This is a genomic window from Streptomyces clavifer (genome assembly GCF_036345975.1).
Classification (GTDB): Bacteria; Actinomycetota; Actinomycetes; order Streptomycetales; family Streptomycetaceae; genus Streptomyces; species Streptomyces clavifer.
In genome coordinates this window covers 1748836-1763676 of record NZ_CP107793.1, presented here as the reverse complement: position 1 = coordinate 1763676, position 14841 = coordinate 1748836, and the positions used below count along the sequence as shown (strand labels likewise).

The following is a 14841-nucleotide window of genomic DNA, read 5'->3' as shown; positions in this document are numbered from 1 at the left end:
TCGTACCCGGGGCTGCCCGTTCCCGGCGGGGGTCCGGCATCCGCGAGGACCCGCTGGACCGAGTGCCCCGCGTCCGTCGCCGCGCGCCGGAGGGCGCCGTGCCGGGCGGGACCCTGCCGCACCCGCGTCCGGCGCGGTTACCGGTGCGCTCCGCCGGGTTGCGGGCCCCGGTCCTGCGGCGGGCCGGCCGCCTCCGCCAGGACCGGGCCGAGGTCCTCCGTCCGTATCCGGCGGTCGACGTACAGCAGGCCCATCACCAGCTGCGGGAACGTCGTGGAGATGATCTGGCTCACCATCTGCCCGATCATCATCGAGACGAGGTAGCCGATCATCGCGACGACGATCGCCGTGGGGCTGGGATCGCCGCCCGGCGACGAGGTGCCGATCATGGCGGGGACCATGCCCAGGACCGAGAACGGCATCTGGATGAAGTAGCCCGCTGTCGACGCCATCACGGAGACCAGCAGTGCGATGCCGAAGATCCGCCACCAGTCGCCGCGGACCAGCTGGGAGGAGCGGCGCAGCGCGGCCACGGGGCTCTGCCCCTCGAAGACCACGATCGCCGGTGCCAGGCAGATCTTGCCCCAGATCCAGACGGCCAGCGGTGTGGTCAGCAGGGCGCCGAGGACACCGATCGTCGTGGCCATGGCGGGGCTGCCGCCCGTGCTGTCCCGGGTGATCGCGACGATGACCACTCCGAAGAGGGCGGCCATGATCAGCAGCATCGGCACGACCGCGACCAGGGCCATGAGGACCAGCGTGCCGATCACCCGGGCGGCATGGGCCCAGGCCCGCTGCCACACGGCGGCGAAGGTGATGGCCCGCCCCAGCACGGCCTCCTGCAGTACCAGGGGGACCACCGCGAACATCAGGCCCGAGACGATCGCCATCAGGGCGATCCCCAGCAGCGCCAGCACGGAGACCGCGATCACGAGGGGGACGACGTCCGCCGAGGCGGCCTCCTCCCCGTCGCGGAGCGAGACCACCCTCTCCAGGTGGTCGCCGACCGCGGAGTAGGCGATCGCGACCGCCGCCGCCATCAGCAGTGCCGCGCCGCCGTAGAGGGCGGCTCCCATGCCGAACAGTTGCTTCCAGTACTTGCCCATCGTCGAGAACGCCCCGTTGAGCACGTCCCCGAGCTTCAGCGGTGCGAGCGGTATCACCCCTGGTTTCGGCGGCGGAACCCAGCCGCCCCACCCCGGAGGCCCCCCGTACGGAGCTCCGCCGTACGGCGCGCCTCCGCCCCACCCTGCGTCCTGCGCCACTGCCACTCCGTTGTGTTGTTGTCGTGCGTTCTTCATCCGGTACGACCGGTCGGCACACCGTAGCGCCCTTCGACGGCTGCGGAACGGGGCGGGCGCACCGGGTGTTGTGTACGGGCGTACGCAACGATGTGTACATTCGTACGCATGGGATATGGACTGCTTGCCGCGGCGATCGCGGCGGAGGTGGCCGGGACGACGGCCATGAAGTACAGCGAGGGCTTCACCCGGTTGTGGCCCTCCCTCGCCACGGTCGTGGGCTATGTGCTGGCGTTCGCGCTGCTCGCCCAGACCCTGAAGACGCTCTCCGTGGGCACGGCCTATGCCATATGGGCGGGAGCGGGCACCGCGGCCGTCGCCGCCATCGGGATCATCTGGATGGGGGAGTCCGCCGGTCCGGCGAAGCTGGCCGGAGTCGCGCTGATCGTCGCGGGGGTCGTGGTGCTCAATCTCGGCGGAGCCCACTGATGGCACGCCGCTACGACCCCGAGCGGCGCGAGCGCATCATCGAGGCGGCCATCCGCGTCGTCGGGGAGCGGGGCATCGCCGGGCTCAGCCACCGCTCCGTCGCCGCGGAGGCCGATGTGCCGCTCGGTTCGACGACGTACCACTTCGCGTCGCTCGACGAGCTGCTGGTCGCCGCGCTGCGCCGGTGCAACGACAACTTCGCGCAGACCGTGCGGGAGAGCGCGTACTTCGCCGACCCGGCGGCCGGTCTCGCCGACGAGCTGACCAGGCTGCTGGGGGAGTGGTTCGCCGGCGGCCGGGGGCCCATGGAGCTGGAGTACGAGCTGTACCTGGCCGCACTCCGGCGCCCTGCCCTGCGTGCCGTAGCCGCCGAGTGGGCCGACGGCCTGGGCGAGTTGGTCGCCCGCCGCACCGACCCGGCGACCGCGCGGGCCCTGGTCGCCCTGCTCGACGGCATCAGTCTCCAGGTGCTGCTCACGGGCGGCGACTTCGACGCCGCGTACACGCGCGAGATGCTGGCCCGGATCGTGGACGGCGGCGGCACCCGCGACACGGGGCCGCCGGCCGTGTGAACCCGCAGGGCCGCCACGGGAGACGGGGGCGCGCGGTGCCGGGGCGTGGCGTCTCGCGGGCGTCCGGACGTGCGGGCCCGGTCCGCCCGGGTGGCGACCGCGCGGTCCGCGCGGCGCCCGGACGGCGAGACCGGTTGGCCCGCGCGGTGCCCGGGCGGTTAGGTTCTGTCCATGACCGACACGACTTCCCAGGGTTCCGCCCGCACCACCGGCGCCGTCGCCGCCGGCCTCGCCACCATCGCCGGTGACGGCACCGTCCTCGACACCTGGTTCCCCGCCCCCGAGCTCGTCGCCGACCCCGGGCCCGCGGGGACCCGGCGCCTCGGCGCCGACGAGGCCGTGAACCGCCTCGGTGAGGGCGCGGCCAGGGCCATCGGTGTGGACGCCCGACGCGGGGTGGAGGTCGTCGCCGTGGCCACGGTCATCTCCTCGCTCGACGACAAGCCCCTCGACGCGCACGACACCTACCTGCGTCTGCACCTGCTCTCGCACCGCCTCGTGCGGCCCCACGGCCAGAACCTCGACGGGATCTTCGGCTTCCTCGCCAACGTCGCCTGGACGTCCCTGGGCCCGGTGGCCGTCGACGACCTCGAGAAGGTCCGTCTCAACGCGCGCGCCGAGGGCCTGCACCTGCAGGTCACCTCGGTGGACAAGTTCCCCCGGATGACGGACTACGTCGCGCCCAAGGGTGTGCGGATCGCCGACGCCGACCGGGTGCGGCTCGGGGCGCACCTGGCCGCCGGTACGACGGTGATGCACGAGGGCTTCGTCAACTTCAACGCGGGCACCCTCGGCACCTCCATGGTCGAGGGCCGCATCTCGGCGGGCGTCGTCGTGGGCGACGGCTCCGACATCGGCGGCGGCGCGTCCACCATGGGCACCCTGTCCGGCGGCGGCAAGGAGCGCATCGTCATCGGCCGGCGCTGCCTGGTCGGCGCCGAGGCGGGCGTCGGGATCGCCCTCGGCGACGAGTGCGTCGTCGAGGCCGGGCTGTACGTCACGGCCGGCACCCGCGTCACGCTGCCGGACGGGCAGGTCGTCAAGGCCCGGGAGCTCTCCGGCGCCTCGAACATCCTCTTCCGCCGCAACTCGGTCTCCGGCACCGTCGAGGCCCGCCCGAACAACGCGGTGTGGGGCGGGCTCAACGAGGTGCTGCACAGCCACAACTAGTCCGTGACGGCGAGGAGTTCCTCGTACACCCTGCGCAGCCCGTCGGTCGCCTCGCGGCCGGCGGGCTGCAGCGGTTCGCGGACCGGGCCCGCGTCCAGCAGCGCCTTCGCGGTGACCGTACCGGGCAGGCCGGAGCACATCATGGCCTCGACCAGTCGCACGGCGAGGCCGTTCAGGCGGGCGGCCTCCGCCGTGTCGCCGGCGTCGAACGCGTCCAGGACGGCCCGCATCCGGCGTGGGACCACGTTCGCCACCGTACTGACGTAGCCGGCGCCGCCGACCGCGTACAGCGGGAGGTTCAGCTCCTCGCAGCCCGAGTAGTAGGCGAGCGGGGTCCGTGCCATCACCTTCGTCGCGCCCAGCAGGTCGTACGAGCAGTCCTTGACCGCCACGATGCGCGGGTGCTCCGCCAGCCGCAGGAGGGTGCCGGGCTCGATCCGGGTGCCGGTGCGGCCGGGGATGTCGTACAGCATGAGCGGGATGCCGGTGGCCTCCGCGACCCGGACGAAGTGCGCCTCCACGGCAGCCTGCGGGGGACGGCTGTAGTACGGCGTCACCACCAGCAGGCCGTCCGCTCCCGCCGCCTCGGCCTCCCGCGCCAGCCGGACCGTGTGCCGGGTGTCGGCGCTCCCCACTCCGGCGAGGAGCGGGACGCCGTCGCCCACCGCCTCGCGCACCGCCCGCAGCAGCGCGGTCTTCTCCTCGTCGGTGGTGGTCGGGGACTCGCCGGTGGTGCCGCTCAGTACGAGGCCGTCGCAGCCGTCCGCGACCAGGCGGGAGGCGTGCCTGCGGGCGGCCTCCAGGTCCAGGTCACCTGCGGGGGTGAACGGTGTGATCATGGCGCAGAGGGCGCGGCCGAAGGGCCTGGCCGGGTTGGCTGTCATGTCCGCAGTGTCGGCTCGGCGGACCGTTCAGGTCCACTTAGATCTGCTCCGGGTGTACGTGAAGGGGCGCTGAACAGTGGGCGCCGGTCGGGGCGGGTGGCCGGCGACCGCATCCGTCAACGGACCGGTGCTGACGCGGTGTTCGAGTCGCCGCGGGTTGCGCCGCCGGTCCTCGGACGGGCATGTGGGAGAACCGGGCGGCTCGGGACGAAATGCGTCTACGCTGGAGCGGCGGCGCCGCATTCCACTGCAAGGGCCGCCCCGGGCTCCCGTGCGCAAGGGAGCCCGCCTGCACACATCCAGAGCATGCCCGAGGAGAACCCCCTGATGTCCGCAGAGCGCCCCTCCCTGCCGCCGGTGCGGCTGCACACCGAGGCCGAGCTGGCACGGGACGCGCTGGCCGCTCCGCTGCTCGCCCGCGCCGTCCGCCTCGCCCGCTGGGCGGGCCCCGGAACCCGGGTGGGCGCCGGTGGCGAGCTCGTCGACGCGCAACTGCCCGAGGCCGCCGCCCACCTCGGCCTCGCCGATGACGAGGACGGCGCCGCGTACGCCAGTGAGGCCTGGCGCCTCGCCGTCGACACCGGGCTCGTGGACGTCGAGGACCCGCACGAGGAGGACGGCGCGGCGGACGACGACGCCGAGGGCACCGTCACCGCCGGAGAGAACCTGGCCCTGCTGACCGGAGGGTCTCCGCAGGACGTCCTCGCGATCTGGCTGGACGGTCTGGACGCCGTGCACGCCGACGCCACCGCGCCCGCGTTCGACGACTTCGCCGACCTCGTCAACGAGGACGGCAGCGTCGACTTCGACGCCCTGGACTGGGACCCGGAGGAGGAGGCGGCGTTCCTCGACGGGGTGCTCGGCAACCTCTACGTGCTGACCCTCTCGGACGCCGGACCCGGCGACGGGCCCGTGCCGCTGCCCGCCCTCGCCGCCTCCGTGGTCGTGCCCGAGGACATGGGCGAGCCCACCGACGAGGTCCTCGAGCAGGTGTCCGAGGCGATGATGCGGCTGGACGACCAGTTCCGGGTGCTCGAACCCATCGGGATCGTCGAGTACCGGCCGGTGGACGAGTCCTTGCTGGTCGAGGAGGCCGAGGAGGCGTCGCCGCCCGCGGACGACGAGGACGTCACCCGGTACGGGATGGTCAGGCTGACCCCGCTCGGCCTCTACGGCATCCGTGAGCGGATGCTGGAGGCCGGGGTGGACGCCCCCGCGGTCGGCGACCTCGCGGACAAGGGCGCCGACGTCCTCCTCGACGGCCTCGCCCCCTACCCCGAGGACGCCGCACGCGCCGAGATCGGGCTCTGGCTCGGACGGCGCGAGGCGGACGGGGCGGTGGCCGCCGCGACCGAGCTGCTGGGCGCCGCGCGCGGTGCCGACCGGGGCGCGCCCCTGCGCAGGCTGCACTGCCAGCAGGCCCTCGCCCTGGCCGGCCCCGCGGCCGAGCCCGCGGTGCGCGAGGTGCTCGACGACGCCGAACTCGGCGGGCTGGCCCGCGTCTGGCTCGCCGAGCGGGGCGCGGCCGACGTGCCCGCGCCGCCGGAGTCGATGATCTTCTGGCTCGCCATCGACACGATCGCCGCCCAGCTGGACGCCGAAGGCGACATGGGCGAGCTCCAGGAACTGGTCGAAGGGCTCTCCGGGCAGCACAGCGGCTTCTTCGACGAGGCGTGGCGTGTGGAGCACCCGGCCACGGGCGAGGTGCTCGAGGCGATGGGGCGGCTGCACCGCGACCGCAAGACGGCGAAGGACGCCCGCAAGGCCGCCTTCAAGGCCCGGTCGCGCGCGAAGAGCTGACCCCGCAACCAGATGTTTTCGGCCAGTCGGGGCCGGTCGCGTGAGGGATCGTGGCCGGTTTCGTCCCGATAGGCCGGACGGTTTGACGTGCAGGCCCGCTGGACGTCGTATGTCGTTCAACTGGTGTTGGTGCGGGGAGGGGAACGTGATCGCGCCATCCCCACCCCGGCCACGCTGCACCAGGAGTCCGCGATGTCCTTCACGCGCAGGGAATTCACCAAGCAGTCCGCGCTCACCGGCGCCGGTATCGCGCTCACCGGCGCCGTCGGCGCCCTCGCCACCGCCCCCGGCGCGCTGGCGGCCGAGGACGCCCGGCACGGAAACGGCCACGGTCACGGCCATGACGACGGCCACGGCCACGGTCACGACAAGAAGCTGGGCTACGGGCCGCTCGTCGACGACCCGAAGGGCATTCTCGCGCTGCCCGCCGGCTTCTCGTACCGCATCCTCACGCACAGCGGTGTCACCAAGCTGGAGACGGGCGAGCCGACCCCCTCCAACCACGACGGCACGGCCGCCTTCGAGGGCGCCCGCGGTGTCACCCTCCTCGTCAACAACCACGAGCTGAGCGGCACCCGCGCCGGCTGGAAGTACCCGGTCCCGCTCACCGAGGGCCTCGTCTACGACCCGGTCGCGGCCGGTGGCTGCACCGTCGTGGAGACCCGCGCCGACGGCCGTACCGCCGAGTGGGTCGGCATCGCCGGCACGTCCACCAACTGCGCAGGCGGCAGCACCTCCTGGGGCACCTGGCTCACCTGCGAGGAGACCGAGGACAAGGCCGGCAAGAACGGCCTGCTCAAGGACCACGGGTACGTCTTCGAGGTCGATCCCTACGACAAGCGCGCCAACCGCGACCCGCGCCCGATCAAGGCCTTCGGCCGGTACGCCCACGAGGCCGTCGTCATCGACCCGAAGCGCGGCCACGCCTACCTGACCGAGGACGCCTCGGGCCCCAACGGCCTCCTCTACCGCTGGGTCCCGCCGCACGGCTTCAAGCACGGCCGCGGCAAGCTGCGCACCCTCGCCGACGACGCCGGTGTCCTTCAGGCCACCAAGTGCTTCGACAAGAAGGGCGCGTTCGTCGACGACCTGTCCCGCGCCACGGAGATCGGCACCGTCTACGGCGTGGACTGGGTCGACGTGCCGGACCGCGACGCCAGGACCGTCTCCGTGCGCAAGCAGTTCGACAACACCCAGGTCACCCGTGCCCGCAAGCTGGAGGGCATGTGGTGGGGCGACGGCGGTGCCTACTTCGTCTCCTCGTACGCCCGCGGTGAGAGCCCGGTCGCGCACGACGGCCAGGTCTGGTTCTACGACCCCAAGCGCCGCACGGTGACCCTGAAGGTGCTCCTCGGCGTCAACCCGGACCCGTCCGCCGACGGTGCCTTCGACGGCCCGGACAACATCACGGTGTCCCCCTACGGCGGCATCGTCATCTCGGAGGACGGCGACGGGATCCAGCACCTCTTCGGGGCCACCGACAGCGGCCGCACCTACCCGATCGCCCGCAACGACCTCAACGCGGGCACGGAGGACGACCCCTCCTACAGCGAGATCGCGGGAGTGACGTTCTCCCCGGACGGCCGGACGCTGTTCGCCAACATCCAGAACCCCGGCATCATGCTCGCCATCACCGGTCCGTGGAAGCGCCAGCCCAACCGGCACTGACCCGGACCCCGCGCGCTCGCCGCTCCCGGAACGCCTGGGGAGCCCGGCGGGTGCTGCCCGTCACCGACGAGCAGGCCCCCGTACCTCTCGTACGGGGATGCGAGCGGGGCGCCCCCGCGACGGTGCCCCGCCCCCACCCGGGACGTCGCCGGAACCTCGCGGCGTGCCGGGCCGGGCACGGGCCGCCGGGACGCGAGAAGCGCCACACCGCCGGGGGCGCTCCGCCGCGACATTCCGCATGACACCCCTGTTGGAAGCGGGCGGGAGCGCCGGGCGGCCCCGGAACGGCTGGTTACGAATCCGGCACTACTGCCCTCCGGAAGCGGACGGGCATGGCATTGGACGCCCGCAGGGCGCATACTCAATGTAATGAAACAGTCAGCCGGATCCCGGCGTCACCTGCCTTCCAGTCCCTTCAACCGCCCGGCCCAGGCGGCCCCACCGGTCGAATGCTTCGATGTGGGCGACAGGGTGTCGCACGACCAGTTCGGACTCGGCCGAGTCCTCGCTGTCGAGGGCGACAACGACGCAGTGCTCATCGACTTCTCGGGGCGACAGGGGAGGATCCTGAGCCCGTACTCCAAGCTGACCAAGCTCTGAGAGGGAAGACGAGCACGTACAGCGTCCGACCGGATGTTCTCCGGATCCGGGGCACCTGAGGAGAGATCCACCAGGTGCCCCGGAAGCCGTTCCGGGGCACCTGCGGCCGCTACAGGGCCTTCGCGGCGGGTTTCACCATGCCGCGGACGGTCCTCGACTTCACGAACTCGCCCATGGCGGTCATCTCCCACTCGCCGGAGAACTGCTTGATCAGCTTGGCCATGAACACGCCCGTCTGCGGCTCCGCGCCCGTCAGGTCGAAGCGGACCAGCTCCTCGCCGGTGGCCGCGTCGATCAGCCGGCAGTACGCCTTGGCGACCTCGGTGAACTTCTGCCCGGTGAACGAGTTGACCGTGAAGACCAGGCCCGTCGCGTCGGCGGGGATCCGGCCGAGGTCCACGACGATCACCTCGTCGTCGCCCGCGCCCTCGCCCGTGAGGTTGTCGCCGGAGTGCTTGACCGCGCCGTTCAGGATGGAGAGCTTGCCGAAGTAGCAGCTGTCCAGGTGATTGCGGTTGGGGCCGAAAGCGATCACCGAGGCGTCGAGGTCGATGTCCTTGCCGCGGAACGCGGGCTCCCAGCCCAGACCCATCTTGACCTGCGAGAGCAGCGGCCGGCCGCCCTTGACCAGGGACACGGTCTGGTTCTTCTGGAGGCTGACCCGGCCCTTGTCGAGGTTGATCTTCCCGGAGGGGGCGGGGGCCTGCGGCGCGGCGGGCGGAGCCGGGGGAGCGATCCGCGGGTCCACGGGGGCGGCGGCCACCGGGGGAGCGACGGGTGCGGCGGCCGGGACCGGTGCGGGTGCGGCCGCCGGGGCGGGCTCCTCCACCGACACGCCGAAGTCCTTGGCGATGCCCGCCAGCCCGTCGGCATAGCCCTGGCCGACCGCGCGGGCCTTCCACGCGCCGTTGCGCAGGTAGATCTCGATGACCACCAGAGCCGTCTCGGAACCCAGCTGGGGCGGGGTGAAGGTGGCGAGCGCGCTGCCGTCGTCCGCGTTGCGCACGGTGGCGGTGGGCTCGATGCCCTGGAACGTCCGGCCGTCCGCGTCGGGGCTGGCGGTGACGACGATCTTCTCGATGCCGGGCGGGACCGCGGTGGTGTCCACCACGATCGCGTCGGGCGCGGAGCCGCCGCCCGAGCGGTACGTCACGCCGGGGCCCGAGGGCTGGTTGTAGAAGATGAAGTCGTCGTCGGAGCGCACCGTGCCGTCGGCGGTGAGCAGCAGGCCCGAGACGTCGAGCCGCACCGGGGCGGCGACGTCCACCGCCACGCGGGCGGCGGAGAGAGGGATGTTCGAGCCGGGGGTCATTGCGGTCATGCACGGGGTAACGAACGACCCGGCTTTGCCGTTCCCTTACCTTCGGGGACTTGCTCCGTACGGCTCAGCGCCCGCCCGCGGCGCGGTTGCGCGGGTGGGCGCGGGCGGTGCGTTCGTTCCCGTGCTTGTACGCGCCCGTCCAGCGGGCCATCACCAGCTGGGCGTCACCGGACTCCACCTCGGCCAGGAAACGCTCCGCGCGGCCGCCGCGCAGGGTGCCCGCGGGGCGGCCGTGGTGGGTGATCGTGACGCTCGCGTCGCCGTGCTGTTCGTACCGGAATCCGGAAGGTCGGGGCATGGTCCGTATGGTGCCCGAGTCCCCCGGGCCCCGTCGCGGGAATTCCGAGCGGTGCGTCAGTACGGCCAGATGGGCGGGTCCGTGACGAAGTGGCCGCCGATGTGGGCGTGCTCGGGGTTCTGCGGGTCCAGCTCCCCGTGCTCGGCGACGAGCTTGTCGGCGTACTGCTCCGAGTCGTCCTGCGGCGCGTAGCCGAGGGACTTGGCGGTCGTCAGGTCCCACCACAGCCGGGTGTTGTCGGAGGAGCCGTAGACCACGGTGTGCCGCACGTCCGGGGCGGTCAGGGCCGCGTGGAAGAGGCGGGCGCCGTCACCCGGGCTCATCCAGACGGAGAGCATGCGGACCGACGTCGGCTCCGTGAAGCAGGAGCCGATCCGCACGGAGACGGTCTCCACACCGTGCTTGTCCCAGTAGAACTGGGCGAGGTCCTCGCCGAAGGACTTCGAGAGCCCGTAGAAGGTGTCGGGGCGGCGGGGGGTGTCGACCGGGATCAGCGCGTCGCCGGCCGCCGGGCGCGGGGTGTAGCCGATGGCGTGGTTGGAGGAGGCGAACACGATGCGCCCGACGCCCTCCTCGCGCGCGGCCTCGTAGAGGTTGTACGTGCCCTCGATGTTGGAGCGCAGAATCTTGTCGAACGAGGCTTCCAGGGAGATGCCCGCGAGGTGGATGATCGCGTCGACACCCCGTACGGCCTCCCGGAGCGCCTCCTTGTCGCCGAGGTCGGCCGTTATCGCGTCGGGCTCGCCCTCGATGGGGGTGACGTCGAAGAGGCGGAGCTCGTAGCCGTACGCGGGCAGCAGCCCCCGCATCAGGGTGCCGAGGCCGCCTGCGGCGCCGGTGAGCAGGACGGTGCGGGGAGCGGGCATACGGGGATCTCCTCGGTGCGGGCGCGGGACGCGGTGTACGCGGACGGCGGTGCTGTGCGGTGCGTCCGGACAGCAAGGTACGCGTGGCGCACGGGCATGGCACGGCTCGGTGCGTCACATCCTGGGCATTCACATGCATGGACAAGCTAAGAAGTTCCGGCGGATCACGTCAAGTGTCCCCCGGAGTGGGCTGCTCCGCGCCGGGGTTGAGTGTTCTCGTCTTGACCTGTGACGGGTGGCTGCCTTAGCGTGGCGGCGTTCATGAATATGGACACCGATCATAATTGTGCACGCCTGAATCTGCTCAGGGAGCGCCAGTGACCTCAGCCCCCCTTGCCGCCCGACTCACCGATGTCGCCGGGCCGCTCTTCTTCCCCGTCACCGCCTACGGGCCGGACGGCACCGTGGACCTCGACGCCTTCCGCGCGCATGTGCGCAAGGGCGTCGACGCCGGTGCCGCGGCGGTCTTCGCCTGTTGCGGAACGGGCGAGTTCCACGCGCTGACCCCGCAGGAGTTCCGCGCCGTCGTCGCCGCGGCGGTCGAGGAGACCGCCGGACAGGTGCCCGTCGTCGCGGGCGCCGGCTACGGCACGGCGCTCGCGATCCAGTACGCGGAGCTCGCCGAGGAAGCGGGTGCGGACGGCCTGCTGGCCATGCCCCCGTACCTCGTCGTCGCCGGCCAGGAGGGGCTGCTGGGCCACTACACCGCGCTCGCCGCGGCCACCGGCCTGGACACGATCGTCTACCAGCGCGACAACGCCGTCTTCACCCCGGAGACCGTCCTCGCCCTGGCGCAGACCCCCGGGGTCATCGGCCTCAAGGACGGCTACGGCGACCTCGACCTGATGCAGCGCATCGTCAGCGCCGTGCGCGCCGGCCTGCCGGGCCGGGACTTCCTGTACTTCAACGGGCTGCCCACCGCCGAACTCACCGGGCTCGCCTACCGGGGCATCGGCGTCACGCTCTACTCCTCCGCCGTGTTCGCCTTCGCGCCCGACATCGCCCTGGCCTTCTACCGGGCGCTGGAATCCGGCGACGACGACCTCGTCAACGCACTCCTCGACCACTTCTACCGGCCGCTCGTCGAGCTGCGTGCCGAGGGCCGTGGCTACGCGGTGTCGCTGGTGAAGGCGGGCGTCCGGCTGGAGGGTCTGGACGTCGGCGGGGTGCGCACCCCGCTCACCGAGCCCACGGACGCGCACATCGAGGAGCTGACCCGGATCATCGCGGACGGCCGCGCCCTGCTCGAGAAGCACGGCCAGGGGCAGGGGGAGCACGGGTGAAGACCGCTGCCTTCCTCTACCCCTGGGACGTCGTCGGCGACCCGGACGCCGCGGCGCGCCTCACGGACCTCGGCGTCCAGCAGGTGACGCTCGCCTCCGCCTACCACTCGACGCGCGCCCTGACCCCGCGCCACCCCGGCCGCCGGATCGTCACGGCCGAGCACGCGGCGGTGCTCTACCCGCCGGACTACGGACGCTGGGCGGGGCGCGGGCTGCACCCGTACCCGCAGTCCTGGGTGCCCGGCGACGACCCGTACGCCGAGGCCGCCGAGGCCCTGGCCGGCGCCGGCCTGACGGTGCACTCCTGGGTGGTGCTGGCGCACAACTCCCGCATGGGCGCCGAGCATCCGGACACCTCCGTGGTCAACGCCTACGGCGACCGCTACCCGTGGGCGCCGTGCATCGCGCAGCCCGCCGTGCACGCGTATCTCGTGGACCTGGCGGCGGAGGCGGCCGTGCGCCCCGGGGCCGAGGGAACCGATCTGGAGTCCTGCGGCTGGTACGGCTTCGCCCATCTGCACGCCCACGACAAGACGTCGGGGGTCGCCCTCGGGGACGCGGCGCAGTACCTGATGTCGCTCTGCTTCTGCGCCGACTGCCGGGCCGGGTACGCCGGACAGGGCCTCGACCCGGACGAGCTCCGGGCCGCTGTGCGCAGGGCCCTGGAGCCCGTCTGGGCCGCACCGGGCTCCGCGGAGACCGGCTGGTCCGGGGTCGAGAAGCTGCTGGGCGCCGGCCTCGCCGGTGCCACCCGGCAGTGGCGCGAACAGGTCGCCAGAGGGCTCCAGGAAGCGGCCGTCGCCGCCGTACGGCAGGCGGCACAGGACCCGGACTTCCAGGTCCTGCTGCACGCGGACCCGGCCTCGTACCGGGTGGGCGCCAACGTCGGGGTGGACCCCGCGCACATCCTGTCCACGGCGGACGGCGTGGTGCTGCCCTGCACCGGCCCCGACGCCGCCCGTGAGGCGGTGCTCGGGCCGTTCGCCGGGCTCTCCGGGGTGCTGGCCGCCAACTTCAACGTGGTCACGGGCATGGGCGGCAGCCCCGGGACACTCGAGCGGGACGTCGCGCACGCCCGCTCGCTCGGTGCGACCGAACTGCGCCTCTACCACGCGGGACTGGCCTCCGGGCCGGACCTCGACGCCGTCGGCGACGCGCTCTCACGCATCGGCCGTTGACGGCCGGTCGGCAGGGGTGCCCGTCGGCCGCCCCTGCCGACCGGGAACCGGCTCCGCCGCGGTGACCGGCCCCCACCGACGGCGGCACCGTACGCGCCCCGTGGCGCCGCCGACCGGCTCCGCCCCGCCGCATTCGGCCGTCGTCGGCACCGGACGGGCCGTCGCGGCCCGCTGCCGCGCTCCGAGCCCGGCTCCACCCCGCCCGGCAGCCCTCCACGACGACCCGCCGTCGACGGGCGGCAGGGGACCTCGACGCGGCACTCCCGGCCGGACGGCGTCAGCGCGCGTCAGCGTATGTCCGGCAGCCCCGCCGCGGCCTGGCTCACCCCCGCTCGCCGCCGGGTGTCCGAGGCCGAGTCCGCCGGGGGCCGGGACCCTGACCCGTCCACCCCCGGGGTCGCCGAACTGTCCGAGCGGGGCGGCGACGTGCCCCGCGCGCCGGCGGCCGGCCCCGTCGCAGCCGTACCGGATCCTGGGACGAGCACCCCCCGCCCGGCGGAGCCGGGTCACGCGGCCGCGTGCCGCCGCGCGCACCGGCACGGCCCGCCCCGCACCGGCGTGACCTGCACAGACTCGGCATGAGCACGCCCGAAGGGCCGCCCTCGGCGGCCAGGGACACTTGAGGACGTCGGGCAGGCGTCTGAGAACTACACGCAAACATCTTTTGTCAGAAGCGTTGACGAAACATTCAGGACCGCTCTAGCTTCATCGCGTCGTACTTCGTACGTCATATATGAGACGCGATACGCGAGATGCGAGAGCCCTTCACCCATGACCTTTGCGCCTGCCCCGATTCCGTCCCGGACCCAGTACGTGCTGGAGGCGATCAAGCACGCCATCCTCACCGCGCAGCTGAGACCGGGACAGGCGCTGGTCGAGACCGAACTCGCCGCTCAGTTCGGGGTGTCGAAGACCCCCGTGCGCGAGGCGCTGAAGACGCTCGCCGGGACGGGACTCGTGGTCATGAGCCAGTACAAGGGCGCCACCGTGCGGCTCGTGGACGCGGCCATGGCCCGGGAGGTGTACGACGTGCGCCTGCTCCTGGAGCCCGAGGCGCTGCGCCGCTCCATCACCCGCAAGTCCTCGCTGGAGGCGGCCCAGGAAGCCCTGGAGCGGGCCGACATGGCCATCGACAAGGCCGACAGGTCGCTCGCCAACCGCGACTTCCACCGGGCCCTCTACGTGCCCTGCGGCAACCCGCTGCTCTCCCGGATGCTCGACGAGATCCGTGACCAGGCCGCCCTCGTGTCGACCGTGGCCTGGGCGACCAACCCGTCCTGGGAGCGCGAGGCGGCCGAGCACCGGGAGATCCTGCGGCTCGCCCTCACCGACGACGCGGAGGCCGCCGCCGGGGCTCTGCACAACCACATCGCATCGTTCGTACGCCGCGCGTTCCCCGACGACGAAGACGGGGGTGACGCGGCGTGAACCACCAGCTGGACCTGAACCACCAGCACCTCGACGAAAGGCC

The 14841-nt window shown here is 72.8% G+C and carries 14 protein-coding genes; 9 read left to right on the top strand and 5 right to left on the bottom strand.

The window, feature by feature from the left end; all coding sequences use genetic code 11:
• Window positions 1–137: 137 nt before the first annotated feature.
• Complete coding sequence (locus OG927_RS07510; protein WP_330319875.1) at window positions 138–1163, bottom strand: hypothetical protein; 1026 nt, start codon at window positions 1161–1163, stop codon at window positions 138–140.
• 246 nt (window positions 1164–1409) lie between these two features.
• Between OG927_RS07510 and OG927_RS07505 the strand changes: the two genes are divergently transcribed.
• From OG927_RS07505 to dapD, 3 genes are all read left to right on the top strand, one after another.
• The gene (locus OG927_RS07505) at window positions 1410–1730 is read left to right on the top strand and encodes a DMT family transporter (protein WP_124282678.1); all 321 of its coding nucleotides are present in this window, start codon (window positions 1410–1412) and stop codon (window positions 1728–1730) included.
• Window positions 1730–2302: a TetR/AcrR family transcriptional regulator gene (locus OG927_RS07500; RefSeq protein WP_056783566.1), complete on the top strand. Its 573-nt coding sequence runs from the start codon at window positions 1730–1732 to the stop codon at window positions 2300–2302. The genes OG927_RS07505 and OG927_RS07500 overlap by 1 nt, the downstream gene beginning before the upstream one ends.
• A 171-nt stretch (window positions 2303–2473) precedes the next feature.
• On the top strand, window positions 2474–3472 hold the full coding sequence (dapD, locus tag OG927_RS07495; protein WP_056783564.1) for a 2,3,4,5-tetrahydropyridine-2,6-dicarboxylate N-succinyltransferase: 999 nt from the start codon (window positions 2474–2476) through the stop codon (window positions 3470–3472).
• On the opposite strand, the gene dapA is transcribed toward dapD, so the two are convergent.
• A complete protein-coding gene (gene dapA, locus OG927_RS07490; RefSeq protein ID WP_056783560.1) occupies window positions 3469–4356 on the bottom strand; it encodes a 4-hydroxy-tetrahydrodipicolinate synthase in 888 nt (295 codons plus the stop codon). The two genes, dapD and dapA, sit on opposite strands and share 4 nt — an antisense overlap.
• 327 nt (window positions 4357–4683) lie before the next feature.
• Between dapA and OG927_RS07485 the strand changes: the two genes are divergently transcribed.
• The 3 genes from OG927_RS07485 to OG927_RS07475 all read left to right on the top strand — a co-directional run bounded on the left by OG927_RS07485 (window position 4684) and on the right by OG927_RS07475 (window position 8424).
• Window positions 4684–6156 carry a hypothetical protein gene (locus OG927_RS07485; protein ID WP_330319874.1) on the top strand — a complete coding sequence of 491 codons (1473 nt, stop codon included), beginning with the start codon at window positions 4684–4686 and terminating at the stop codon, window positions 6154–6156.
• A gap of 192 nt (window positions 6157–6348) precedes the next feature.
• Window positions 6349–7824 (top strand): alkaline phosphatase PhoX, encoded by a 1476-nt coding sequence (locus OG927_RS07480; RefSeq protein ID WP_056783557.1) that lies wholly within the window; start codon window positions 6349–6351, stop codon window positions 7822–7824.
• Window positions 7825–8193: 369 nt separating this feature from the next.
• Window positions 8194–8424, top strand: coding sequence for a hypothetical protein (locus tag OG927_RS07475; protein ID WP_014156926.1), 231 nt, complete (start codon window positions 8194–8196; stop codon window positions 8422–8424).
• A 109-nt stretch (window positions 8425–8533) separates the two neighbouring features.
• On the opposite strand, the gene OG927_RS07470 is transcribed toward OG927_RS07475, so the two are convergent.
• From OG927_RS07470 to OG927_RS07460, 3 genes are all read right to left on the bottom strand, one after another.
• A complete protein-coding gene (locus OG927_RS07470; protein WP_206431839.1) occupies window positions 8534–9745 on the bottom strand; it encodes a TerD family protein in 1212 nt (403 codons plus the stop codon).
• A gap of 64 nt (window positions 9746–9809) precedes the next feature.
• Window positions 9810–10043, bottom strand: coding sequence for a hypothetical protein (locus OG927_RS07465; RefSeq protein ID WP_056783551.1), 234 nt, complete (start codon window positions 10041–10043; stop codon window positions 9810–9812).
• Between the two features lie 56 nt (window positions 10044–10099).
• Window positions 10100–10909 carry an NAD-dependent epimerase/dehydratase family protein gene (locus OG927_RS07460; RefSeq protein ID WP_056783545.1) on the bottom strand — a complete coding sequence of 270 codons (810 nt, stop codon included), beginning with the start codon at window positions 10907–10909 and terminating at the stop codon, window positions 10100–10102.
• A 317-nt stretch (window positions 10910–11226) separates the two neighbouring features.
• On the opposite strand from OG927_RS07460, the gene OG927_RS07455 reads away from it, so the two are divergent.
• The 3 genes from OG927_RS07455 (at window position 11227) to OG927_RS07445 (ending at window position 14798) form a co-directional block, all read left to right on the top strand.
• Window positions 11227–12192 (top strand): 5-dehydro-4-deoxyglucarate dehydratase, encoded by a 966-nt coding sequence (locus OG927_RS07455; RefSeq protein WP_124282681.1) that lies wholly within the window; start codon window positions 11227–11229, stop codon window positions 12190–12192.
• Entirely contained in the window at window positions 12189–13370 is a 1182-nt protein-coding gene (locus OG927_RS07450; protein WP_124282682.1) for a hypothetical protein, read from the top strand. Before OG927_RS07455 ends, OG927_RS07450 begins: the two co-directional genes overlap by 4 nt.
• 771 nt (window positions 13371–14141) lie before the next feature.
• Window positions 14142–14798, top strand: a complete 657-nt coding sequence (locus OG927_RS07445) for a GntR family transcriptional regulator (RefSeq protein WP_330319873.1) — start codon at window positions 14142–14144, stop codon at window positions 14796–14798.
• Window positions 14799–14841: the final 43 nt, after the last annotated feature.